Below are 22570 nucleotides of genomic sequence, written 5' to 3'. Positions count from 1 at the left end.
GTATGGTACAAGAAATTGCACAGAAAATTATTGCTACTGCGAAAGCAAAGAAGGCTCAGGATATCTATTTCATTCCCAAGGAAAAGTCCTACGAGCTTCACATGCGGGTTGGAGACGAACGGTGTCTAGTTGACTCCTATGAGTTTGATGTTTTAGCTGCTGTGATTAGTCATTTTAAGTTTGTAGCGGGTATGAACGTAGGGGAGAAGAGACGTAGTCAGCTGGGATCTTGCGACTATCAGCATGGGGAGAAGGTGTCTTCTCTGCGTTTATCTACCGTAGGAGATTATCGGGGACATGAGAGTTTGGTTATTCGTTTGTTGCACGATGAGGAGCGGGAACTGCATTTCTGGTTTCAGGATGTGAATGAACTGGGTGAGCAGTACCGGCAACGGGGCCTCTACCTTTTTGCGGGTCCAGTCGGAAGTGGCAAGACGACCTTGATGCACGAATTGGCCAAGTCACTTTTTAAGGGGCAACAGGTTATGTCCATCGAAGATCCTGTCGAAATCAAGCAGGAAGACATGCTCCAGTTGCAGTTGAATGAAGCGATTGGCTTGACCTATGAAAATCTGATCAAACTGTCTCTCCGGCATCGTCCGGACCTCTTGATTATCGGTGAAATTCGGGATAGTGAGACGGCGCGTGCGGTTGTCAGAGCCAGTTTGACAGGGGCGACAGTCTTTTCAACCATTCATGCCAAGAGTATCCGAGGTGTTTATGAACGCCTTCTGGAGTTGGGTGTGACGGAGGAGGAATTAGCAGTTGTTCTGCAAGGAGTCTGCTACCAGAGATTAATTGGGGGAGGAGGAATCGTTGACTTTGCAAACAAAGACTTTCAAGAACACCAGCCAACCAGCTGGAATGCGCAGATTGACCAGCTTCTTAAAGATGGACATATCACAAGTCTTCAGGCTGAAACGGAAAAAATTAGCTACAGCTAAGCAGAAGAAAATCATCACCCTGTTTAACAACCTCTTTTCCAGTGGCTTTCATTTGGTGGAAATTATTTCTTTTTTGGGCAGAAGTGCCCTGCTGGAAAAGGACTATGTGGCCCAGATGCACCAAGGTTTGTCTCAGGGGAAATCCTTTTCAGAAATGATGGAAAGTTTGGGTTTTTCAAGTGCCATTGTGACCCAATTATCTCTAGCTGAAGTGCATGGAAATCTTCACCTGAGTCTGGGGAAGATAGAAGAATATCTGGATAATTTGTCCAAGGTCAAGAAGAAGTTAATCGAAGTAGCGACCTATCCTTTGATTTTGCTGGGATTTCTCCTGCTAATCATGCTGGGGTTGAGAAACTATCTACTTCCCCAACTGGACAGTAGCAATATCGCCACTCAAATCATCGGTAATCTGCCACAAATATTTCTGGGACTAGTGCTGGTTTGCTCTCTATCTTTACTTTTAGCCCTCACTTTCTACAAGAGAAGTTCCAAGATGCGGGTCTTCTCGATGTTGGCACGCCTGCCCTTTCTGGGAATCTTTGTTCAGACCTATCTGACGGCCTATTACGCGCGTGAATGGGGCAATATGATTTCACAGGGGATGGAGCTGACGCAGATTTTTCAGATCATGCAGGAACAGGGTTCTCAGCTCTTTAAAGAAATCGGTCAAGAACTGGCTCAAGCCCTGCAAAATGGTCGCGAATTTTCTCAAACCATAGCAACCTATCCTTACTTTAAAAAGGAGTTGAGTCTCATCATCGAGTATGGGGAAGTCAAGTCCAAGCTGGGGAGTGAGTTGGAAATCTATGCTGAGAAGACTTGGGAAGCCTTTTTTACCCGAGTTAATCGTACCATGAATCTGGTACAGCCACTGGTTTTTATCTTTGTGGCCCTGATTATCGTTTTACTTTATGCGGCAATGCTTATGCCCATGTATCAAAATATGGAGGTAAATTTTTAAAATGAAAAAACTCATGACAAATTTAAAAAAAGCCAAGGTTAAAGCTTTCACTTTGGTAGAAATGTTAGTGGTTTTGCTTATCATCAGTGTTCTTCTCTTGCTCTTTGTGCCCAATTTGACCAAGCAAAAGGATGCCGTAGATGACAAAGGAAAAGCTGCTGTTGTCAAGGTCGTAGAAAGCCAGGCAGAGCTCTATAGTCTGGACAAGAATGAAGATGCTAGCCTTAGCAAATTACAAGCGGACGGTCGTATCACGGCTGAGCAAGCTAAAGCTTACAAAGACTACCATGCAAAACAAAAAACCAGTCAAACTGTTGCAGATTAAGGCCTTTACCATGCTTGAAAGTCTCTTGGTTTTGGGACTTGTGAGTATCCTTGCTTTGGGATTGTCCGGTTCTGTTCAGTCCAGTTTTGCGGCGGTGGAGGAGCAGATTTTCTTTATGGAGTTTGAAGAACTCTATCGTGAAACTCAAAAACGCAGTGTAGCTAGTCAGCAAAAGACCAGTCTAAACTTAGATGGGCAAACGATCAGTAACGACAGTCAAAACTTGACCGTTCCTAAAGGGATTCAGGCACCATCTGGACAAAGCATTATATTTGACCGAGCTGGGGGCAATTCGTCCCTGGCTAAGGTTGAATTTCAGACTAGCAAAGGAGCGATTCGCTATCAATTATATCTAGGAAATGGAAAAATTAAACGCATTAAGGAAACTAAAAATTAAGGCAGTGATTTTACTGGAAGCGGTGGTTGCTCTAGCCGTTTTTGCCAGTATTGCGACCCTTCTTTTGGGACAAATTCAGAAAAATAGACAAGAAGAGGCAGAAATCTTGCAAAAGGAAGAAGTCTTGCGTGTGGCGAAGATGGCTCTGCAGACAGGTCAAAATCAGGTAAACATAAACGGAGTGGAGATTCAGGTGTTTTCTAGTGAAAAAGGAGTGGAGGTCTATCATGGTTCAGAGAAGTTACTCGACCTTAAAGAGCAGTAAGGTAAGAGCGTTCACTCTTTTAGAATCTCTGATTGCCCTTATCGTCATTAGCGGAGGCTTGCTCCTCTTCCAGGCTATGAGTCAGCTCCTCATTTCAGAAGTTCGTTACCAGAAGCAAAGCGAGCAAAAGGAGTGGCTCTTGTTTGTGGATCAACTGGAGGTAGAGTTAGAGCGTTCGCAGTTTGAAAAGGTAGAAGGCAATCGCCTCTACATGAAACAGGATGGTAAGGATATCTCTATAGGGAAATCTAAATCGGATGATTTTCGGAAGACCGATAGCAGTGGACGGGGCTACCAACCTATGGTTTATGGACTTAAATCAGCTCAAATTACAGAGGGAAATCAACTGGTTCGCTTCCGTTTCCAGTTTCAAAAAGGCTTAGAAAGGGAGTTCATCTATCGTGTGGAAAAAGCAAAAAGTTAAGGCAGGCGTTCTCTTATATGCAGTCACCATGGCAGCTATTTTTAGCCTTTTGTTGCAGTTTTATTTGAACCGGCAAGTCGCCCATCACAAAGACTATACCCTAAACAAAGAGAAGTTGGCAGCTTTTGCCATGGCCAAGCGAAGTAAGGATAAGGCTGAGCAAGAAAGTGGGGAACAAGTTTTTAACTTAGGAAAAGTCAGGTATCACAATACGAAAACAGGTTTTGCAACAAGTGTTCGTATGAATAAGGGCAACTATGAATTTCTCTTTCCTACGATGAAAACCCAAGAAAAGAAAACAGCTAAAAAGGAAGAGGTAGCGACTGATTCAAGCAATCAAGCAGAGAAGAAAAAATCAGAAGAGAAGTCTGAAAAGAAAGACAATTCCTAGTCAATTCAACTACTTTGTGCTAAACTAAAAGCATGAAACATGATTTTAATCACAAAGCAGAAACCTTTGATTCGCCCAAAAATATCTTTCTTGCAAATTTGGTGTGTCAAGTAGTTGAAAAACAGATTGCTCTTCTATCAGACAAGGAAATACTGGATTTTGGTGGTGGAACGGGTCTATTAGCCTTGCCCCTAGCCAAGCAGGCCAAGTCGGTTACCCTTGTAGATATCTCGGAGAAAATGCTAGAGCAAGCCCGTTTGAAAGCAGAGCAACAAGACATCAAGAATATCCAGTTTTTGGAGCAGGATTTACTGGCAAATCCCTTGGAACAGCAATTTGACCTAATTGTAGTCAGTCGGGTTCTTCATCATATGCCTGATCTAGATGCGACTCTTGCCATGTTTCACCATCACCTTAGGGAGAATGGACAAGTTCTCATCGCTGATTTTGTCAAGACAGATACCAACCATCATGGTTTTGATTTAGCTGAACTGGAAAACAAGCTAGCCCAGTTTGGTTTTTCGAGCATTGACAGTCAGATCCTTTACAGTGCCGAAGGTCTTTTCCTAGGAAATTACGCAGAGCTCTTTTTAACAGTAGCCCAAAAATCACTCGCCTAGTAAGGGAGTGATTTTTCTATAGGAATGGAAAAAAGGAGGGAAATTTGATAAGATAGAAATATGGATTTTGAAAAAATTGAACAAGCTTATACGTATTTACTAGAGAATGTCCAAGTCATCCAAAGTGATTTGGCGACCAACTTTTATGACGCCTTGGTAGAGCAAAATAGTATCTATCTAGATGGCGAGACCAATCTAGAGCAGGTCAAGGAGAACAATCAAGCCCTTAAACGCCTAGCGCTTCGCAAGGAAGAGTGGCTCAAGACCTACCAGTTTCTCTTGATGAAGGCAGGACAAACGGAACCTTTACAGGCCAATCACCAGTTTACACCGGATGTCATTTCCCTCCTCTTGGTACTTGTTGTAGAAGAGTTGCTTCATAAAGAGGAAATTAGCATCCTCGAAATAGGCTCTGGTATGGGCATTTTGGGGGCTACTTTCTTGACTTCTCTCTCTAAAAAAGTGGATTACTTGGGAGTCGAAGTGGATGATTTGCTAATTGATCTGGCGGCTAGTATGGCAGATGTGATCGGTTTGCAGGCAGGATTTGTCCAAGGAGATGCCGTTCGTCCGCAAATGCTTAAAGAAAGCGACGTGGTCATCAGCGACTTGCCTGTAGGCTATTACCCAGACGATGCCATCGCTTCTCGCTATCAAGTGGCTTCTAGTCAAGAGCATACCTATGCTCACCATTTGCTGATGGAGCAAGGTCTCAAGTACCTTAAGTCAGATGGCTATGCTATTTTTCTAGCTCCGAGTGATTTATTGACCAGTCCTCAAAGTGACTTATTAAAAGGGTGGCTCAAAGACGAAGTGAGTCTGGCTGCTATCATCGCTCTGCCAGAGGATATTTTCTCAACTGCAAGCCAAGCTAAAAGTATTTTTGTCTTACAGAAGAAAGGAGATAAAGAACTAGAACCCTTTGTCTATCCTCTTACTAGCTTGCAAGATCAGTCAATTTTGTTGAACTTTAAAGAAAATTTTCAAAATTGGAGCAAAGGTACTGAAATATAAAAGAGATTTTGTTATAATAGATGAAAACGCTTAAAAAAGAGGTATCATCTTATGACAAAAACAATTGCAATCAATGCAGGAAGCTCAAGCTTGAAATGGCAACTTTATCAAATGCCTGAAGAGAAAGTTTTGGCTAAAGGCTTGATTGAACGTATTGGATTGAAAGATTCCATTTCAACAGTAAAATTTGACGGTCGTTCGGAGCAACAAATTCTTGATATTGAAGATCACACGCAAGCCGTTAAAATTTTATTGGATGATTTGATTCGTTTTGACATCATCAAAGGGTACGATGAAATTACAGGTGTCGGCCACCGCGTCGTTGCAGGTGGTGAATATTTCAAGGAATCAACAGTTGTTGAGGGAGACGTGTTAGAAAAAGTTGAGGAATTGGGACTATTGGCTCCTCTTCACAATCCAGCTAACGCAGCTGGAATTCGCGCATTTAAGGAATTGCTTCCAGATATTACCAGTGTTGTCGTATTTGATACCTCATTCCACACAAGCATGCCAGAGAAGGCTTATCGCTACCCTCTACCAACTAAATACTACACAGATAACAAGGTTCGTAAATATGGTGCCCACGGGACAAGCCACCAGTTTGTCGCAGGAGAAGCAGCGAAACTTTTGGGCCGTCCTCTAGAAGACTTCAAATTGATTACCTGCCATATTGGTAACGGGGCTTCTATCACAGCTGTTAAGGGTGGGAAGTCTGTGGATACTTCTATGGGATTCACACCACTTGGAGGTGTGATGATGGGAACTCGTACAGGAGATATTGACCCTGCTATCATCCCTTATCTCATGCAATATACAGAGGATTTCAATACCCCTGAAGATATTAGTCGCGTTCTCAATCGTGAATCAGGGCTCATGGGAGTTTCTGGCCAGTCAAGCGATATGCGTGATGTGATTGCTGCCATGGAAGCAGGAGACCATGATGCAACTTTGGCTTATGAAATGTATGTTGATCGTATCCAAAAACATATCGGCCAATATCTTGCAGTCCTAAATGGAGCAGATGCGATTATCTTCACAGCAGGTATCGGTGAAAATGCTGCAAACGTACGTGAAGATGTCATCTCAGGTATCTCTTGGTTTGGTTGTGATGTGGATCCAGAAAAGAACGTCTTTGGTGTAACGGGAGATATCTCAACTGATGCGGCGAAAATCCGTGTCTTGGTTATTCCAACAGATGAAGAATTGGTGATTGCACGCGATGTTGAGCGCTTGAAAAAATAAGTAAATACACGTAAAATTTGATTGTAAAAAGAAGTTGGGAAAGAGATTTTCCAGCTTTTTTTATGTAGAAAATGTCTAAAACCTTGCTGTTATTGGCTTTTTCAAAAAATATGGTATAATAGTAGTAATTTAATAGATGGAGTTGAGTTTTGAAGAAAAGCTTTCGTGTAAAAAGAGAGAAAGATTTTAAGGCGATTTTCAAGGACGGAACAAGTTTTGCCAATCGAAAATTTGTTGTCTACCAATTGGAAAACCAGCAAAACCATTTTCGAGTAGGACTGTCCGTCAGCAAAAAGCTGGGGAATGCAGTTACCAGAAATCAAATCAAGAGACGAATCCGGCACATTCTACAAAGTGTAAAAGGGAGTTTAGTAGAGCATGTTGATTTTGTCGTGATTGCCCGAAAAGGGGTGGAAACCTTGGAATATGCAGAGATGGAGAAAAACCTACTCCACGTATTAAAGTTATCAAAGATTTACCAGGAAGGAAATGGGAGTGAAAAAGAAACTACAGTTGACTAGTTTGTTGGGCCTGTCCTTGTTTATCATGACAGCCTGTGCAACAAATGGTACAGCTAGCGATATAACAGCAGATTCGACAGACTTTTGGAGCAAATTCGTCTATTTTTTTGCTGAAATTATCCGCTTTTTGTCCTTTGATATTAGTATCGGAGTGGGGATTATTCTCTTCACGATTTTGATCCGGACGATTTTATTGCCGGTCTTTCAGACACAGATGGTTGCCTCTAGAAAAATGCAAGAGGCTCAACCGCGCATCAAGGCTTTGCGAGAGCAATACCCAGGTCGTGATATGGAAAGTAGAACCAAGCTAGACCAGGAGATGCGTAAGGTTTATAAAGAGTTAGGAATCAAACATTCATCCTCTCTCTGGCCAATTTTAATACAAATGCCGGTTCTCTTGGCGCTCTTTCAAGCCTTGAGTCGAGTAGATTTTTTGAAAACAGGTCACTTTTTATGGATTAATTTGGGAGGAGTAGATACAAGTTTTGTCCTTCCGATTTTGGCGGCAGTCTTTACCTTCTTGAGTAGCTGGTTATCGAATAAAGCTTTGTCCGAAAAAAGTGGAGCTACGACAGGGATGATGTATGGTATGCCTGTATTGATCTTTGTTTTTGCCATCTCCGCCCCAAGTGGTGTAGCCTTGTACTGGGCCGTATCCAATGCTTACCAAGTTCTGCAAACCTATTTCTTGAACAATCCTTTCAAGATTATTGCTGAAAGAGAAGCAGTGGCGCAAGCAGAAAAAGATTTAGAAGGCAAGAAGAGAAGAGCTTTGAAAAAAGCACAGAAAAAGAAAAAATAAGGAGGAATCTGGTAATGGTATTATTTACAGGTTCAACGGTTGAAGAAGCAATCCAAAAAGGATTGAAAGAATTAGACATTCCAAGAATGAAGGCCCACATCAAGGTCGTTTCAAAAGAGAAAAAAGGATTCTTAGGCTTGTTTGGTAAGAAGCCAGCTCAAGTTGATATCGAAGCCATTAGTGAAACGACAGTGATCAAAGCCAATCAGCAGGCCATTAAAGGGGTTCCAAAAGAAGTCAATGAAAAAAATGAACCCGTGAAAACAGTAAGTGAAGCAACTGTTGATTTGGGACATGTAGTTGAAGCGATTAAGAAGATTGAAGAAGAAGGTCAAGGTGTTTCTGAAGAGGTCAAGGCTGAAATTCTGAAAAATGAAAAGCACGCCAGCACGATTTTGGAAGAAACAGGCCATATTTCAATTTTAAATGAATTGGAACCAGAGGATACTACCGAGGAAGTGGAATCTGCTCCAGAAAAAGAAACTGAAACGCAGGAAGCAACAAGCCAATCTTTGGAAGATTTAGGCTTGAAAGTAGAACCAAGTTATGACATCGAACAAGTGGCAACTGAGGTAGCTAGCTACGTTCAAACCATTGTAGATGATATGGATGTTGAAGGGACGATTTCAAGCGACTACAATCGCCGCACTATCAATCTTCAAATTGACACTAATGAACCAGGTCGTATTATCGGCTACCACGGAAAAGTCTTGAAAGCTCTTCAACTGTTAGCGCAAAATTACCTTTATAATCGCTATTCAAGAACCTTCTATATCACGATCAATGTCAATGATTACGTTGAACACCGTGCAGAAGTCTTGCAAACCTACGCTCAAAAATTGGCGACTCGCGTTTTAGAAGAAGGACGTAGCCAACAAACAGACCCAATGTCAAATAGCGAACGCAAGATTATCCATCGCATTATTTCACGCATGGATGGTGTGACGAGTTACTCTGAAGGTGACGAGCCAAATCGCTATGTTGTCGTAGACGCAGAATAAGCAAAGCAAAATCAGGTTCATCCTGATTTTTTGCTAGGAAAGGAAAGATTCAGATATGCTGAAAGCAGTTAGAGAATACCTATCATTTGAAGGGGTCCAGTACCGTAATCCTGATAAAGCTGGCGATGAAAGAGAAAAGATGTTGGACTTGCGGCAAAAAGGTCAAGAGGCTCGGAAGTCTTTTACAGAATTGGCCAAAACCTTTCAAGCTAGTCATCCAGAATGGCAACTTCAACAGACTAGTCAGTGGATGAACCAAGCGCAACGCTTGCGACCGCATTTCTGGGTCTATCTACAGAGAGACGGACAAGTGACAGAACCTATGATGGCTCTTCGTTTGTATGGAACACCTGCTGACTTTGGGATTTCTTTGGAAGTTAGTTTCATCGAGCGTAAGAAAGACGCGCAGACCTTAGACAAGCAAGCCAAGGTTTTAGAACTTCCAGTGGTAGAAGGGATTTATTATCTAGTCTACTCAAATGGGGAAACTCATAAGGTGGAGGCTACTGAGGAGAATCGTCGTACTTTACGCGAGAAGGTGAGAAGTCAGGAAGTCCGTAAAGTTTTGGTTAAGGCAGATGTTTCCTTCATTGCAAATCAGTCAGTAGAAGCGATATTGGAGAAGCTAGAAGAGGCTTATGCGCGCTTGCTTCCGTACTATGAAGTGACGAGGGAATAGCAAATCAAATGTGTTAGATGAACGCAAATTGTTTTATTGCTATTCTATGCATTTTTTCATATAATAGTAAAATAGGATGTGTGATTTATTAATCACCTCAAAGAGAAAGGAAATTCTATGTCAAATCTATCTGTTAATGCAATTCGTTTTCTAGGTATTGACGCCATCAACAAAGCAAACTCAGGTCACCCAGGGGTGGTTATGGGGGCTGCTCCTATGGCCTATAGCCTCTTTACAAAGCAACTTCGTATCAATCCAGCTCAACCAAACTGGATCAACCGCGATCGCTTTATTCTTTCAGCAGGACACGGCTCTATGCTTCTTTATGCCCTTCTTCACCTTTCTGGTTTTGAAGATGTTAGCATGGATGAAGTCAAGAACTTCCGCCAATGGGGTTCAAAAACGCCAGGTCACCCAGAATTTGGTCATACAGCAGGGGTTGACGCGACAACTGGTCCTCTAGGTCAAGGGATTTCTACTGCTACTGGTTTTGCCCAAGCAGAACGTTTCCTTGCAGCCAAATATAACCGCGAAGGTTTCAATATCTTTGACCACTATACTTATGTGATCTGTGGAGACGGAGATTTGATGGAAGGTGTCTCAAGTGAGGCGGCTTCATATGCAGGCTTGCAAAAACTTGACAAGTTGGTGGTTCTTTATGATTCAAATGACATTAACTTGGATGGTGAGACAAAAGATTCCTTTACAGAAAGTGTTCGTGATCGCTACAATGCCTACGGCTGGCATACAGCCTTAGTTGAAGACGGAACAGACTTGGAAGCTATCCATGCGGCTATCGAAACAGCTAAAGCTTCAGGCAAACCATCTTTGATTGAAGTGAAGACTGTTATTGGATACGGTTCTCCAAACAAACAAGGAACCAATGCTGTACACGGTGCTCCTCTTGGAGCAGATGAAACTGCGGCTACTCGTCAAGCCCTTGGTTGGGACTATGAATCATTTGAAATCCCAGCTGAAGTTTATGCTGATTTCAAGGAAAATGTTGCAGACCGTGGCGCATCAGCTTATCAAGCTTGGACTAAATTAGTTGCTGACTATAAAGAGGCTCATCCAGAACTGGCTGCAGAAGTAGAAGCCATTATCGACGGACGTGATCCAGTTGAGGTGACTCCAGCAGACTTCCCAGCCTTAGAAAATGGCTTCTCTCAAGCAACTCGTAATTCAAGTCAAGATGCTTTGAACGTTGTCGCTGCTAAGTTGCCAACTTTCCTAGGTGGATCAGCTGACCTCGCTCACTCAAACATGACTTACATCAAAACGGATGGACTTCAAGATGATGCTAATCGCTTGAACCGCAACATTCAGTTTGGTGTTCGTGAGTTTGCTATGGGAACGATCTTGAACGGTATGGCCCTTCACGGTGGACTTCGTGTTTATGGTGGAACCTTCTTCGTCTTCTCTGACTATGTGAAAGCAGCTGTCCGCTTGTCAGCCTTGCAAGGACTTCCTGTGACTTATGTCTTTACCCACGATTCAATCGCAGTTGGTGAAGATGGTCCAACTCACGAACCAGTTGAACACCTAGCAGGTCTTCGTGCTATGCCAAATCTCAATGTTTTCCGCCCAGCAGATGCGCGTGAAACTCAAGCAGCTTGGTATCTTGCCGTGACAAGCGAAAAAACACCAACTGCCCTTGTCTTGACACGCCAAAACTTGACTGTCGAAGAGGGAACAGACTTTGACAAAGTTGCGAAAGGTGCCTATGTCGTCTATGAAAATGCAGCAGACTTTGATACGATCTTGATTGCGACAGGTTCAGAGGTGAATTTGGCGGTCGCAGCTGCCAAAGAATTGGCTAGCCAAGGGGCAAAAGTCCGTGTAGTCAGCATGCCATCAACAGATGTCTTTGATGCACAAGATGCAGCATACAAGGAAGAAATCCTTCCAAATGCAGTTCGCCGTCGTGTTGCAGTTGAAATGGGTGCAACTCAAAACTGGTACAAATATGTTGGTCTTGATGGTGCCGTTCTCGGTATTGATACCTTCGGAGCATCTGCCCCAGCACCAAAAGTATTGGCAGAGTATGGATTTACAGTTGAAAATCTAGTCAAAGTCGTTCAAAATTTGAAATAATCACAAAAATCAGAGTGAAAACTCTGATTTTTTTATCATCATAAAAGTAAGGTACAATCTTGTAAAAGTAGCTGAAATTTGATATAGTAGTCCTATGTAAAATACAAAGGAGAATAAAATGGAATCGCAATATACATTTTTAATCATGCTTGTAGGTATGTTTGCCTTGATGTTCTTTATGCAACGTTCTCAAAAGAAACAAGCACAAAAGCGTATGGAAAGCTTGAACAAGCTTCAAAAAGGCTATGAAGTCATTACAATTGGTGGGCTTTACGGAACAGTGGATGAAGTAGATACTGAGAAAGGTACAATCGTACTGGATGTAGATGGCGTTTATTTGACTTTTGAATTGGCTGCGATTAAGACTGTTTTGCCACTCAAGGAAGCTGTGACACCAGAAGGAACAGTTGTTGACGAAGACGGAGCAATCGAAGAATAAAACGGGAACCTATCACTCCCGTTTTTCTATGATATGAGAGGAAAAGGGATGAAAAAAATAGTATTTGTTTGCCTAGGAAATATCTGCCGAAGCCCCATGGCAGAGTTTGTGATGAAATCCATGACGAGCGATTACCACGTCGAAAGCCGGGCAACGTCATCATGGGAACATGGCAATCCGATTCATAAGGGAACGCAAGGAATTTTCCAGCAATATCAGATCCCGTATGATAAAGATAAAACATCGCTTCAGATTGGCAGGGAAGACTTTGAATCGTTTGATTACATTATCGGTATGGATGCTTCAAACGTTTCAGATCTGCGTCACATGTGTCCTCAGGAACTACAGTACAAGATTTACTCTTTTGCATCTGAAAGTGTCCCAGATCCTTGGTATACAGGAGATTTTGAGGAAACCTATGCTCGTATCACAAGTGGATGTCAAAGCTGGCTAGATCGATTAGAAAATGAGAGTGACAATGGAAAAGCTTAAACAATTTTATGAGAAGTGTAGAGTTTACCTAACTCGTCCTAGGTTAGAGCTCGTTGCAGTAGTTGTAATGGCACTCTGTGCTCTTTCGGTATTTCTGCTAAATACGCCTAAAAAGGGTGTCCTGACACTTGATGGTGGAGCTCTTGTTTATGATGGCACCTTGGTACGAGGAAAAATGAATGGTCAAGGAACCCTGACCTTTGAAAACGGAGACCAATATACAGGTGATTTCAATAATGGAGCCTTTAATGGGAAAGGAACTTTCCAATCAAAAGATGGCTGGAAATACGAAGGTGATTTTGTAAATGGTCAAGCTGAAGGTCAAGGGAAGTTGACGACAGAGCAAGAAGTTGTTTATGAAGGGACCTTTAAACAAGGCGTTTTTCAGCAAAAACAGTAGTCTCCAAGTTAGGAGACTATTTTTCAAAATCATAAAGAAAACGCTTTCTTTGCTTAAATTCGATAAATAACTATTAACTAGAAAAACTTTGTGAAATAAAAAAATTTTTTCCATAATTTCACAATCGTCCAAACAAAACTCTATTGTGTAGCCGAATTGAGAAAAAAATCACAATCTCAGAAAAATTCTTTGTGAAATACTTATGAAACTGTTTACAAAGCATAAAAAAAGAGTTATAATAAACTTGTGAAAAAATTAACAAAGGATAACATCCTTAAAGGCTATGGAGGATAATATGGCTGATAAAAAAACAGTAACACCAGAGGAAAAACAACTTGCTGCTGAAAAGCATGTCGATGGTCTCGTGAAAAAAGCCTTGGTTGCGCTTGATGAAATGCGCAAGTTGAACCAAGAGCAAGTTGACTATATCGTGGCAAAAGCTTCGGTTGCAGCACTTGACGCGCACGGTATCCTTGCACAACACGCAGTTGAAGAAACTGGTCGTGGGGTATTTGAAGACAAGGCAACAAAAAACCTATTTGCCTGCGAACACGTAGTGAACAATATGCGTGGAGTTAAGACAGTTGGAGTTATTGAAGATGATCCAATTACAGGTTTGACAAAGATTGCGGAACCTGTCGGTGTAATCTGTGGTGTCACTCCGACAACAAACCCAACTTCAACAGCGATTTTCAAATCATTGATTGCTTTGAAGACACGCAACCCAATCGTTTTTGCTTTCCATCCATCAGCTCAAGAATCATCAGCACACGCAGCACAAATCGTTCGCGATGCAGCGATTGCAGCCGGTGCACCTGAAAACTGTGTACAATGGATTACAAAGCCATCTATGGAAGCAACTGGAGCGCTAATGAACCACGAAGGTGTTGCAACTATTCTTGCAACTGGTGGGAACGCTATGGTTAAAGCTGCATACTCATGTGGAAAACCAGCTCTTGGGGTAGGTGCCGGAAACGTTCCTGCCTATGTAGAAAAATCTGCTGACCTTCGTCAAGCTGCTCATGACATCGTTATGTCTAAATCATTTGATAATGGGATGGTCTGTGCATCAGAACAAGCCGTTATCATTGATAAAGAAGTATATGACGAATTTGTAGAAGAATTCAAATCATATCACACTTACTTTGTAAACAAGAAAGAAAAAGCCCTTCTTGAAGAGTTCTGTTTCGGCGTGAAAGCTAACAGCAAAAACTGTGCAGGTGCTAAACTAAATGCAAACATCGTTGGTAAACCAGCAGCATGGATTGCTGAACAAGCAGGATTCAGCGTTCCAGAAGGAACAAACATCTTGGCTGCAGAATGTGCAGAAGTAGGACCGAAAGAACCATTGACTCGTGAAAAATTGTCACCAGTTATCGCTGTCCTAAAAGCTGAAGATACAGAAGACGGTCTTACAAAAGCTCGTCAAATGGTTGAGTTTAACGGACTTGGTCACTCAGCAGCCATCCATACAAAAGACGAAGCTCTCGCTAAACGCTTTGGTACAGAAATCAAAGCAATGCGTATTATCTGGAACTCTCCATCTACTTTCGGTGGTATCGGTGACGTATACAATGCTTTCATTCCATCATTGACACTTGGATGTGGTTCATATGGACACAACTCAGTCGGTGATAACGTAAGTGCGATCAACCTTCTAAACATCAAGAAAGTAGGGAAACGTAGAAATAATATGCAGTGGTTTAAAGTTCCTTCAAAAATTTACTTCGAACGCAATTCTATCCAATACCTTCAAACATGTGAAGATATTGAACGCGTTATGATTGTTACAGACAAATCGATCGAAAAACTTGGTTTTGTTCAACGCATTATTGACCAATTGAACAAACGCAGCAACCGTGTAACTGTCCAAGTCTTCTCAGACGTTGAACCAGACCCAGATATCACAACTGTAGAGCGTGGTACTGAAGTAATGAGAGCATTTGAACCAGACACAATCATCGCTCTTGGTGGTGGTTCTCCAATGGATGCAGCCAAAGTAATGTGGCTCTTCTACGAACAACCACAAATCGACTTCCGTGACTTGGTTCAAAAATTCATGGATATCCGTAAACGGGCCTTCCGCTTCCCATCACTTGGTAAGAAAGCGAAGTACATCGGTATCCCAACAACTTCAGGTACAGGTTCAGAAGTAACACCATTTGCCGTTATCTCTGATAAGAAAAACAATCGTAAATACCCATTGGCTGACTACTCATTGACACCAACTATTGCGATTGTTGACCCTGCTTTGGTTGAGTCAGTTCCAGACTTCATCGCTGCGGACACAGGTATGGACGTCTTGACTCACGCGACTGAAGCCTACACTTCAAACTTTGCTAACGACTACACAGACGGTATCGCCCTTCAAACAATCAAACTTGTCTTTGAATGGTTGGAAAAATCTGTTAAGACAGCTGATCCAGAAGCTCGCGAAAAAATGCACAATGCATCTACAATGGCTGGTATGGCCTTTGCCAATGCCTTCCTTGGTATGAGCCACTCAATGGCCCACAAGATCGGTGCGGTTCACCATACTGTTCACGGACGTACAAACGCAATCTTGCTTCCATACGTTATCCGTTACAATGGTACTCGCCCATCTAAGACGACTACATGGCCTAAGTATAACTACTGGAAAGCTGACGAAAAATTCCAAGATATTGCTAGAATGCTTGGATTGCCTCACTCAACTCCAGAAGAAGCGGTTGAAGCGTATGCCAAAGCAGTTTACGATCTTGGTGAAGCAGTTGGAATCACAATGAACTTCAAAGGCTTTGGAATCGATGAAAAAGCTTGGAAAGACAGCTTGCACGAAATTGCCTTGCTTGCTTATGAAGACCAATGTTCACCTGCTAACCCACGCTTGCCAATGGTAGCTGACATGGAAGAAATCATGGCAGATGCTTACTATGGTTATGCAGAACGACCAGGACGTCGCAAATAATTGTTTATCAGCCTAGAGACAGGAGAAATCCTGTCTCTTTTTTGTAAACTCTGAAAGAGTTGAAATTGAAGTTTCACCTTGATAATGAAGAGAATATGCAGATATTATAAAAGATTCTAGAGATATGCTTTGAAAATAAAAGAATGGATGAATAAAAAGGGGGAGAAAAAGTAGAAAAGCAGGAGAGAAAATCAACGCCCGTACTTGCAATTAAACTCAAATAGTTATATAATAGGTTTGTTGAAAGGTGATTTGTAGTGATTCAAGTTACTCTTTTCACAATAAAAATTTCATGATTTTCATAAGGAGGAAATCACTAATGGTAGTTAAAGTTGGTATTAACGGTTTCGGACGTATCGGTCGTCTTGCTTTCCGCCGTATCCAAAACGTAGAAGGTGTTGAAGTTACTCGCATCAACGACCTTACAGATCCAGTTATGCTTGCACACTTGTTGAAATACGACACAACTCAAGGTCGTTTCGACGGTACTGTAGAAGTTAAAGAAGGTGGATTTGAAGTTAACGGTAAATTCGTTAAAGTTTCTGCTGAACGTGATCCAGAACAAATCGACTGGGCTACTGACGGTGTAGAAATCGTTCTTGAAGCAACTGGTTTCTTTGCTAAGAAAGCAGCGGCTGAAAAACACTTGCACGCTGGAGGAGCTAAAAAAGTTGTTATCACTGCTCCTGGTGGAAACGATGTTAAAACAGTTGTATTTAACACTAACCACGACGTTCTTGACGGTACTGAAACAGTTATCTCAGGTGCTTCATGTACTACAAACTGCTTGGCTCCAATGGCTAAAGCTCTTCAAGACAACTTCGGTGTTGTAGAAGGATTGATGACTACTATCCACGCTTACACTGGTGACCAAATGATCCTTGACGGACCACACCGTGGTGGTGACCTTCGTCGTGCTCGCGCTGGTGCTGCAAACATCGTTCCTAACTCAACTGGTGCTGCTAAAGCTATCGGTCTTGTAATCCCAGAATTGAACGGTAAACTTGACGGATCTGCACAACGTGTTCCAACTCCAACTGGATCAGTTACTGAATTGGTAGCAGTTCTTGAAAAGAACGTTACTGTTGATGAAGTGAATGCAGCTATGAAAGCAGCTTCAAACGAATCATACGGTTACACAGAAGATCCAATCGTATCTTCAGATATCGTAGGTATGTCTTACGGTTCATTGTTTGACGCAACTCAAACTAAAGTTCTTGATGTTGACGGTAAACAATTGGTTAAAGTTGTATCATGGTACGACAACGAAATGTCATACACTGCACAACTTGTACGTACTCTTGAATACTTTGCAAAAATCGCTAAATAATTCTTGAGTCGATAAAAGCAAGGCCTTCTGGTCTTGCTTTTTTGTATAGAAAAATGGATGATAGTGTCATCCATTTTGTTTTAATTCTGTTTCGAAAGTATCTGAGAGGGCAGTAAAACTCAATTGTTCTAAGGTGAGTGGATGAGTAAAGGAAAGTCGGAAGGCATGGAGCATGAGCCTGCTTACTTTTGATCTAGAGTTATAGAGAGGATCGCCCAGAATAGGGTGCTTATGATGAGAGAGGTGAATACGGATTTGATGTGTTCGACCGGTCTTTAGTTTGCAACGGACAAGGGTAGTCTTGTTTGGAAATTGCTTTAATCGACTGATATGTGTTTCAGCATATTGTCCATTTTTGGTATCGACTATTCTTTTTCTACGATCGTGTCGATCACGACCAATTTTATCTCGAAAGACAAGTTCTTTACTCTCTACTCGCCCTTCTATAAGTGCCCAGTAATCACGAGCGATTTCCTTTTTTTCCAACAAACGATTGAGGATAGGTAAGATAAAAGGATTTTTAGCAAAAAGTACTAAACCGCTTGTTTCCATATCCAGGCGATGAACGACATAGCAGGTTTGACCAACGTAGGCAGAGACGTGATTGAGAAGGGCGATTTCACCAGGTTGATTTCCGTGAGTTTTCATTCCCTCTGGTTTGTTGACGATAATGAGATGTTGGTCTTGATAAACCTCTTGAACGAGGTCTGGATTGCCCCAAAGGATTTCCTTTGAGGGATAATCCTCCTCGTCAAAAGTCAACTGGCAAATGTCCCCTGGTTTGACCATCTCGTTCCAGTGAACTTCTTCGTGATTCATTAAGATGTTCTTCTTTATTCTCAAAAAATGGCGGATTTTTCTAGGGATGAGGAGCTGTTCCTCCAGAAATTGTTTGACCGTCATTTGAGGCAAGGATTCGGGTAATGTAAATGTGAATTGCATACAGATATTGTAACAAAAAAAGCCCTATTTGGATAGGGAGTAGCTAAATTCTTGAGTTCCTATGGTGAAGATGATAAAATAAACGCATGAAATTAGATAAATTGTTTGAGAAGTTTCTTTCTCTCTTTAAAAAAGAAACGAATGAATCAGCAGAGTCTGATTCGACGAGCATGCGTCGTTCACGGAGCGATAGAAAAAAATTAGGCCATGTAGGTCCGATTCGGAAATTCTGGCGTCGTTATCATCTGACAAAAATCGTCATCATTTTAGGGTTAAGTGCAGGTTTGATAGTAGGAACCTACCTATTTGCGATAGCCAAGTCTACCAATGTCAATGATTTGCAAAATGCCTTGAAAACGCGAACTCTGATTTTTGATCGCGAAGAAAAAGAGGCAGGAGCCCTGTCGGGTCAAAAGGGAACCTATGTTGAACTGACAGATATCAGTAAAGACTTGCAGAATGCTGTCGTCGCGACAGAGGACCGTTCCTTCTATAAAAATGATGGAATTAACTACGGTCGTTTCTTTCTAGCTATCCTTACAGCAGGTCGTTCTGGAGGGGGATCCACCATCACTCAACAGTTGGCAAAAAATGCCTACCTTTCTCAGGACCAGACCGTTGAACGGAAGGCCAAGGAGTTTTTCCTTGCCTTAGAGTTAACAAAAAAATACAGCAAGGAGCAAATCCTTACTATGTACCTCAATAACGCCTACTTTGGAAATGGGGTATGGGGTGTTGAAGATGCGAGTAAGAAATATTTCGGTGTATCGGCTTCACAACTAACGCTTGATCAGGCGGCTACTCTAGCAGGGATGCTCAAGGGACCAGAATTGTACAATCCATTAAATTCTGTTGAAACTTCGACCAACCGTAGGGATACTGTTTTGCAAAATATGGTTGCAGCGGGCTATATTGATAAAAATCAAGAAACCGAAGCGGCTGGAGTAGATATGGCTTCTCAACTGCAAGATAAGTATGAAGGCAAAGTTTCGGATTATCGTTACCCGTCCTATTTTGATGCAGTTGTCAACGAAGCAGTTTCCAAGTACAATCTCACAGAAGAAGAGATTGTCAACAACGGCTATCGAATCTACACAGAGCTTGACCAAAACTACCAAGCAAACATGCAGGTTATTTACGAAAACACTTCGCTATTTCCAACGGCAGAAGATGGAACGCATGCCGAATCAGGTAGTGTTGCTCTAGAGCCTAAAACGGGTGGAGTGCGTGGAGTTGTTGGCCGTGTAGCTGGTGATGACAAACCAGGCTTCCGCAATTTCAACTATGCCACTCAGTCTAAGCGTAGCCCAGGCTCAACTATTAAACCTTTAGTCGTTTATACACCCGCAGTAGAAGCAGGATGGGCCTTGAACAAGCAACTGGATAATCATACGATGCAGTACAACAGTTATCAAGTAGATAACTATGCGGGTATTAAGACATCTCCAGAAGTACCTATGTATCAGGCCTTGGCGGAATCACTCAACCTGCCAGCTGTTGCGACTGTAAATGAATTAGGTATTGACAAAGCTTTTGACGCTGGGGAGAGATTTGGTCTGAATATGGAAAAAGTTGACCGAGTTCTTGGAGTTGCTCTTGGTGGAGGTGTGGAAACGAATCCTCTCCAGATGGCGCAAGCCTATGCAGCCTTTGCTAATGGAGGTTTGATGCCTGAAGCACATTTCATCACTCGTATTGAAAATGCCAGCGGCCAGATCATCAAGAGTCATAAAAACTCCCAAAAACGAGTGATTGATAAGTCGGTAGCCGATAAAATGACCAGCATGATGCTAGGAACATTTACCAATGGTACAGGAATTAGTTCGTCACCGGCAGATTATGTTATGGCTGGTAAAACAGGTACGACTGAAGCTGTTTTCAACCCAGAATATACCAGTGACCAGTGGGTGATTGGCTATACTCCGGATGTGGTAATCAGCCACTGGCTCGGTTTCCCAACAACAGATGAGAACCATTATCTAGCAGGTTCGACCTCCAATGGAGCAGCCCATGTCTTTAGAAGTATGGCTAATACCATTTTACCTTACACTACAGGTAGCACTTTTACAGTTGAGAATGCTTATAAACAAAATGGTATTGAACCAGAAAATACGAAAAAGCAGGTTGTTGAAAATGAGACAAACCAGTCTGAGGACCCAATAGGAGATATTCGTAGTCGTGCACAAAATCTTGTAGATGAAGCAGGTCGTGCGATTTCAGAAGCTAAAATAAAAGAAAAAGCCCAGACAATATGGGACTCAATCCTTAATCTATTTCGTTAAGAGGCTTGTCAAAGCCTAGGTTTCTTGTTATAATAGATAAGATGGAGGCGTTATGGCACTAAAAAAAGCAAGCCTAGCTTGTGCAGTTTGTGGTTCAAGGAATTATTCAATCAAAATTAGTGGGAACCCCAAGCCAACACGACTAGAAGTAAATAAATTTTGTAAACATTGTGGAAAATATACGACACATAGAGAAACGAGATAGGAGAGAACGATGGGCTTTATTAAGGATATTTTTAAACTTCTTAAAGAAACAACTTGGCCAACTCGCAAAGAAAGCTGGAGAGATTTTCGCTCTATTATGGAATACACAGCCTTCTTTGTGGTCATCATTTACATTTTTGACCAGTTGATTGTATCAGGTTTGATTCGATTTATTAACATTTTTTAGAAGAAAAGTGGAGAAGTTCTGCTAACTTTCTTCTATCATATGTATGAAAGGAAATATCATGGATAGTTTTGACAAGGGATGGTTTGTTCTACAAACTTATTCTGGCTATGAAAATAAGGTAAAAGAAAATCTATTGCAACGTGCGCAAACATATAACATGTTGGATAATATTCTACGTGTTGAGATTCCAACACAAACCGTGCAAGTTGAGAAAAATGGAAAGAAAAAGGAAGTTGAAGAGAATCGCTTTCCAGGTTATGTCCTTGTAGAAATGGTCATGACCGATGAAGCATGGTTCGTCGTTCGAAACACACCTAACGTAACAGGATTCGTCGGCTCACACGGTAACAGATCAAAACCAACTCCACTTTTGGAACAAGAAATCCGTGATATTCTGGTTTCAATGGGACAAACTGTTCAAGAGTTCGATATTGATGTTGAAGTTGGCCAGACAGTCCGCATCATTGATGGCGCTTTTGCAGACTACACAGGTAAAATTACTGAAATTGATAACAACAAAGTGAAGATGATTATCTCTATGTTTGGTAATGATACGATTGCAGAAGTGAATCTCAACCAAATTGCAGAATTATAACCCCAGAGAGGCTTTGCCTCTCTTTTTATGTGCCGTTGGGGGAGGAAGAAGTATAGAATAGAGGAAGTAGACCCAGTGGCTCGCGCATTTTGCTAAACTAAATGCAGAAAGGAGAGGTCTATGAATCTAAAAGATTTATATGAAGAAAGTAAGGGAATCGTCCATAAGTGTCGCAAAGATTATCATTTGCATCTGTGGGAGAAAGAGGACTGGGATCAGGAAGGCATGTTATGTCTGTATGAGCTGGTGAGTTGCAACCCAGAGTTACTAGAGGGGGAGCGCCATCGACTTTATGTCTGCTTTAAAACAAAGTTTAGAAATCGTATCCTAGATTACATCCGTAAACAGGAAAGCCACAAGCGCCGTTTTGACAAAGAACCCTATGAAGAGGTGAGTGAGATTAGTCATCGTCTAGGAGAAAAAGGACTCAGGCTGGACGATTATTATCTCTTTCACGAACTTCTAAAGAATTACAAATCAAAGCAGAGTATGGAAAAACAAGAGTTAATAGACCGTCTAATGGGAGGAGAAGTCTTTAGAGGACGTAAAGCTCTCCTGAGAGAACTTTCCCTTATCTTTTCAGAATTTCGGTAAAGAGGGAAAAAAGTCCTTGACAAAGGTAAAAAAGTAGGTATAATAGAAAGAGTTGAAAAGCTCAGGTCCGTTGGTCAAGGGGTTAAGACACCGCCTTTTCACGGCGGTAACACGGGTTCGAATCCCGTACGGACTATGGTGTATTGCGGCTAAAAAAACTTGAAAAAAGTTTAAAAAATCTGTTGACAGAGACAGATGGCTGTGATATACTAATATAGTTGTCGCTTGAGAGAGATTGAGTGACAAAGACCTTTGAAAACTGAACAAGACGAACCAATGTGCAGGGCACTATAACTGAGGTTATAGTACTGAACAATGAAAAACAATAAATCTGTCAGTGACAGAAATGAGTGAGAACTCAAACTTTTAATGAGAGTTTGATCCTGGCTCAGGACGAACGCTGGCGGCGTGCCTAATACATGCAAGTAGAACGCTGAAGGAGGAGCTTGCTTCTCTGGATGAGTTGCGAACGGGT

At 41.8% G+C, this 22570-nt stretch carries 26 protein-coding genes, 1 tRNA gene and 1 rRNA gene; 27 read left to right on the top strand and 1 reads right to left on the bottom strand.

Annotated features, from left to right (window positions below; all coding sequences use genetic code 11):
- Positions 1 to 2 precede the first annotated feature (2 nt).
- The 20 genes from comGA to gap all read left to right on the top strand — a co-directional run bounded on the left by comGA (position 3) and on the right by gap (position 17291).
- The gene (gene comGA / locus HMPREF0849_RS09775; RefSeq protein WP_000249576.1) at positions 3 to 944 is read left to right on the top strand and encodes a competence type IV pilus ATPase ComGA; all 942 of its coding nucleotides are present in this window, start codon (positions 3 to 5) and stop codon (positions 942 to 944) included.
- A complete protein-coding gene (gene comGB, locus HMPREF0849_RS09770) occupies positions 892 to 1908 on the top strand; it encodes a competence type IV pilus assembly protein ComGB (protein ID WP_000355371.1) in 1017 nt (338 codons plus the stop codon). Before comGA ends, comGB begins: the two co-directional genes overlap by 53 nt.
- A 1-nt stretch (position 1909) precedes the next feature.
- On the top strand, positions 1910 to 2233 hold the full coding sequence (gene comGC, locus HMPREF0849_RS09765) for a competence type IV pilus major pilin ComGC (protein WP_000735800.1): 324 nt from the start codon (positions 1910 to 1912) through the stop codon (positions 2231 to 2233).
- Complete coding sequence (comGD, locus tag HMPREF0849_RS09760) at positions 2196 to 2630, top strand: competence type IV pilus minor pilin ComGD (RefSeq protein WP_001180050.1); 435 nt, start codon at positions 2196 to 2198, stop codon at positions 2628 to 2630. The genes comGC and comGD overlap by 38 nt, the downstream gene beginning before the upstream one ends.
- Entirely contained in the window at positions 2593 to 2895 is a 303-nt protein-coding gene (comGE, locus tag HMPREF0849_RS09755; protein ID WP_000413367.1) for a competence type IV pilus minor pilin ComGE, read from the top strand. Before comGD ends, comGE begins: the two co-directional genes overlap by 38 nt.
- Positions 2858 to 3319, top strand: a complete 462-nt coding sequence (comGF, locus tag HMPREF0849_RS09750) for a competence type IV pilus minor pilin ComGF (RefSeq protein WP_000250710.1) — start codon at positions 2858 to 2860, stop codon at positions 3317 to 3319. Before comGE ends, comGF begins: the two co-directional genes overlap by 38 nt.
- Positions 3297 to 3710 carry a competence type IV pilus minor pilin ComGG gene (gene comGG / locus HMPREF0849_RS09745; RefSeq protein ID WP_000265652.1) on the top strand — a complete coding sequence of 138 codons (414 nt, stop codon included), beginning with the start codon at positions 3297 to 3299 and terminating at the stop codon, positions 3708 to 3710. The genes comGF and comGG overlap by 23 nt, the downstream gene beginning before the upstream one ends.
- Positions 3711 to 3742: 32 nt before the next feature.
- On the top strand, positions 3743 to 4330 hold the full coding sequence (locus HMPREF0849_RS09740) for a class I SAM-dependent methyltransferase (RefSeq protein WP_000679789.1): 588 nt from the start codon (positions 3743 to 3745) through the stop codon (positions 4328 to 4330).
- Positions 4331 to 4390: 60 nt separating this feature from the next.
- The gene (locus HMPREF0849_RS09735) at positions 4391 to 5344 is read left to right on the top strand and encodes a class I SAM-dependent methyltransferase (protein WP_000345146.1); all 954 of its coding nucleotides are present in this window, start codon (positions 4391 to 4393) and stop codon (positions 5342 to 5344) included.
- Between the two features lie 51 nt (positions 5345 to 5395).
- Positions 5396 to 6586 (top strand): acetate kinase, encoded by a 1191-nt coding sequence (locus tag HMPREF0849_RS09730; protein WP_000167786.1) that lies wholly within the window; start codon positions 5396 to 5398, stop codon positions 6584 to 6586.
- 149 nt (positions 6587 to 6735) lie between these two features.
- Positions 6736 to 7107: a ribonuclease P protein component gene (gene rnpA, locus HMPREF0849_RS09725; protein ID WP_000748120.1), complete on the top strand. Its 372-nt coding sequence runs from the start codon at positions 6736 to 6738 to the stop codon at positions 7105 to 7107.
- Complete coding sequence (locus HMPREF0849_RS09720) at positions 7082 to 7909, top strand: membrane protein insertase YidC (RefSeq protein WP_000728097.1); 828 nt, start codon at positions 7082 to 7084, stop codon at positions 7907 to 7909. The genes rnpA and HMPREF0849_RS09720 overlap by 26 nt, the downstream gene beginning before the upstream one ends.
- Positions 7910 to 7923: 14 nt before the next feature.
- Positions 7924 to 8910 (top strand): RNA-binding cell elongation regulator Jag/EloR, encoded by a 987-nt coding sequence (gene jag / locus HMPREF0849_RS09715; RefSeq protein WP_000242589.1) that lies wholly within the window; start codon positions 7924 to 7926, stop codon positions 8908 to 8910.
- A 55-nt stretch (positions 8911 to 8965) separates the two neighbouring features.
- Complete coding sequence (locus HMPREF0849_RS09710; RefSeq protein WP_000910063.1) at positions 8966 to 9589, top strand: hypothetical protein; 624 nt, start codon at positions 8966 to 8968, stop codon at positions 9587 to 9589.
- A gap of 117 nt (positions 9590 to 9706) precedes the next feature.
- A complete protein-coding gene (gene tkt, locus HMPREF0849_RS09705) occupies positions 9707 to 11683 on the top strand; it encodes a transketolase (protein WP_000067902.1) in 1977 nt (658 codons plus the stop codon).
- 118 nt (positions 11684 to 11801) lie between these two features.
- Positions 11802 to 12122, top strand: a complete 321-nt coding sequence (gene yajC, locus HMPREF0849_RS09700; protein WP_000445812.1) for a preprotein translocase subunit YajC — start codon at positions 11802 to 11804, stop codon at positions 12120 to 12122.
- A 48-nt stretch (positions 12123 to 12170) separates the two neighbouring features.
- Positions 12171 to 12614: a low molecular weight protein-tyrosine-phosphatase gene (locus tag HMPREF0849_RS09695; protein ID WP_000724855.1), complete on the top strand. Its 444-nt coding sequence runs from the start codon at positions 12171 to 12173 to the stop codon at positions 12612 to 12614.
- Complete coding sequence (locus HMPREF0849_RS09690) at positions 12601 to 13014, top strand: MORN repeat-containing protein (protein WP_000413192.1); 414 nt, start codon at positions 12601 to 12603, stop codon at positions 13012 to 13014. Before HMPREF0849_RS09695 ends, HMPREF0849_RS09690 begins: the two co-directional genes overlap by 14 nt.
- Before the next feature lie 295 nt (positions 13015 to 13309).
- Entirely contained in the window at positions 13310 to 15961 is a 2652-nt protein-coding gene (gene adhE / locus HMPREF0849_RS09685) for a bifunctional acetaldehyde-CoA/alcohol dehydrogenase (RefSeq protein ID WP_000763998.1), read from the top strand.
- Positions 15962 to 16280: 319 nt separating this feature from the next.
- Positions 16281 to 17291, top strand: a complete 1011-nt coding sequence (gene gap, locus HMPREF0849_RS09680) for a type I glyceraldehyde-3-phosphate dehydrogenase (protein WP_000260678.1) — start codon at positions 16281 to 16283, stop codon at positions 17289 to 17291.
- A gap of 66 nt (positions 17292 to 17357) precedes the next feature.
- Here gap and HMPREF0849_RS09675 read toward each other — a convergent pair whose 3' ends face one another.
- On the bottom strand, positions 17358 to 18233 hold the full coding sequence (locus tag HMPREF0849_RS09675) for an RluA family pseudouridine synthase (protein ID WP_009013781.1): 876 nt from the start codon (positions 18231 to 18233) through the stop codon (positions 17358 to 17360).
- An 86-nt stretch (positions 18234 to 18319) separates the two neighbouring features.
- Between HMPREF0849_RS09675 and pbp2a the strand changes: the two genes are divergently transcribed.
- The 7 genes from pbp2a to HMPREF0849_RS09640 form a co-directional block, all read left to right on the top strand.
- Positions 18320 to 20515, top strand: a complete 2196-nt coding sequence (gene pbp2a, locus HMPREF0849_RS09670) for a penicillin-binding protein PBP2A (protein WP_000762589.1) — start codon at positions 18320 to 18322, stop codon at positions 20513 to 20515.
- A gap of 52 nt (positions 20516 to 20567) precedes the next feature.
- Positions 20568 to 20720, top strand: a complete 153-nt coding sequence (gene rpmG / locus HMPREF0849_RS09665) for a 50S ribosomal protein L33 (RefSeq protein ID WP_001809375.1) — start codon at positions 20568 to 20570, stop codon at positions 20718 to 20720.
- 9 nt (positions 20721 to 20729) lie between these two features.
- Positions 20730 to 20906, top strand: coding sequence for a preprotein translocase subunit SecE (gene secE, locus HMPREF0849_RS09660; RefSeq protein ID WP_000505776.1), 177 nt, complete (start codon positions 20730 to 20732; stop codon positions 20904 to 20906).
- A gap of 58 nt (positions 20907 to 20964) precedes the next feature.
- Complete coding sequence (nusG, locus tag HMPREF0849_RS09655; RefSeq protein ID WP_000376732.1) at positions 20965 to 21501, top strand: transcription termination/antitermination protein NusG; 537 nt, start codon at positions 20965 to 20967, stop codon at positions 21499 to 21501.
- Between the two features lie 120 nt (positions 21502 to 21621).
- The gene (locus HMPREF0849_RS09650) at positions 21622 to 22095 is read left to right on the top strand and encodes a hypothetical protein (protein ID WP_001049305.1); all 474 of its coding nucleotides are present in this window, start codon (positions 21622 to 21624) and stop codon (positions 22093 to 22095) included.
- A 64-nt stretch (positions 22096 to 22159) separates the two neighbouring features.
- Positions 22160 to 22231: transfer RNA gene (locus HMPREF0849_RS09645), tRNA-Glu, on the top strand.
- 229 nt (positions 22232 to 22460) lie between these two features.
- A 16S ribosomal RNA gene (locus tag HMPREF0849_RS09640) occupies positions 22461 to 22570 on the top strand; the annotation flags it as partial.

This window comes from Streptococcus sp. C300 (assembly GCF_000187645.1).
Taxonomy (GTDB): Bacteria; Bacillota; Bacilli; order Lactobacillales; family Streptococcaceae; genus Streptococcus; species Streptococcus oralis_CQ.
The sequence above is the reverse complement of the archived record's forward strand: the minus strand, read 5'-3'. Positions and strand labels throughout refer to the sequence as shown.

Coding starts and splice junctions, on each gene's coding strand:
- comGA (WP_000249576.1), top strand. CDS start 3: ATGGTACAAGAAATTGCACAGAAAATTATTGCTACTGCGAAAGCAAAG.
- comGB (WP_000355371.1), top strand. CDS start 892: ATGGACATATCACAAGTCTTCAGGCTGAAACGGAAAAAATTAGCTACA.
- comGC (WP_000735800.1), top strand. CDS start 1,910: ATGAAAAAACTCATGACAAATTTAAAAAAAGCCAAGGTTAAAGCTTTC.
- comGD (WP_001180050.1), top strand. CDS start 2,196: ATGCAAAACAAAAAACCAGTCAAACTGTTGCAGATTAAGGCCTTTACC.
- comGE (WP_000413367.1), top strand. CDS start 2,593: ATGGAAAAATTAAACGCATTAAGGAAACTAAAAATTAAGGCAGTGATT.
- comGF (WP_000250710.1), top strand. CDS start 2,858: ATGGTTCAGAGAAGTTACTCGACCTTAAAGAGCAGTAAGGTAAGAGCG.
- HMPREF0849_RS09740 (WP_000679789.1), top strand. CDS start 3,743: ATGAAACATGATTTTAATCACAAAGCAGAAACCTTTGATTCGCCCAAA.
- HMPREF0849_RS09735 (WP_000345146.1), top strand. CDS start 4,391: ATGGATTTTGAAAAAATTGAACAAGCTTATACGTATTTACTAGAGAAT.
- HMPREF0849_RS09730 (WP_000167786.1), top strand. CDS start 5,396: ATGACAAAAACAATTGCAATCAATGCAGGAAGCTCAAGCTTGAAATGG.
- jag (WP_000242589.1), top strand. CDS start 7,924: ATGGTATTATTTACAGGTTCAACGGTTGAAGAAGCAATCCAAAAAGGA.
- HMPREF0849_RS09710 (WP_000910063.1), top strand. CDS start 8,966: ATGCTGAAAGCAGTTAGAGAATACCTATCATTTGAAGGGGTCCAGTAC.
- tkt (WP_000067902.1), top strand. CDS start 9,707: ATGTCAAATCTATCTGTTAATGCAATTCGTTTTCTAGGTATTGACGCC.
- yajC (WP_000445812.1), top strand. CDS start 11,802: ATGGAATCGCAATATACATTTTTAATCATGCTTGTAGGTATGTTTGCC.
- HMPREF0849_RS09695 (WP_000724855.1), top strand. CDS start 12,171: ATGAAAAAAATAGTATTTGTTTGCCTAGGAAATATCTGCCGAAGCCCC.
- HMPREF0849_RS09690 (WP_000413192.1), top strand. CDS start 12,601: ATGGAAAAGCTTAAACAATTTTATGAGAAGTGTAGAGTTTACCTAACT.
- adhE (WP_000763998.1), top strand. CDS start 13,310: ATGGCTGATAAAAAAACAGTAACACCAGAGGAAAAACAACTTGCTGCT.
- gap (WP_000260678.1), top strand. CDS start 16,281: ATGGTAGTTAAAGTTGGTATTAACGGTTTCGGACGTATCGGTCGTCTT.
- HMPREF0849_RS09675 (WP_009013781.1), bottom strand. CDS start 18,233: ATGCAATTCACATTTACATTACCCGAATCCTTGCCTCAAATGACGGTC.
- pbp2a (WP_000762589.1), top strand. CDS start 18,320: ATGAAATTAGATAAATTGTTTGAGAAGTTTCTTTCTCTCTTTAAAAAA.
- rpmG (WP_001809375.1), top strand. CDS start 20,568: ATGGCACTAAAAAAAGCAAGCCTAGCTTGTGCAGTTTGTGGTTCAAGG.
- secE (WP_000505776.1), top strand. CDS start 20,730: ATGGGCTTTATTAAGGATATTTTTAAACTTCTTAAAGAAACAACTTGG.
- nusG (WP_000376732.1), top strand. CDS start 20,965: ATGGATAGTTTTGACAAGGGATGGTTTGTTCTACAAACTTATTCTGGC.
- HMPREF0849_RS09650 (WP_001049305.1), top strand. CDS start 21,622: ATGAATCTAAAAGATTTATATGAAGAAAGTAAGGGAATCGTCCATAAG.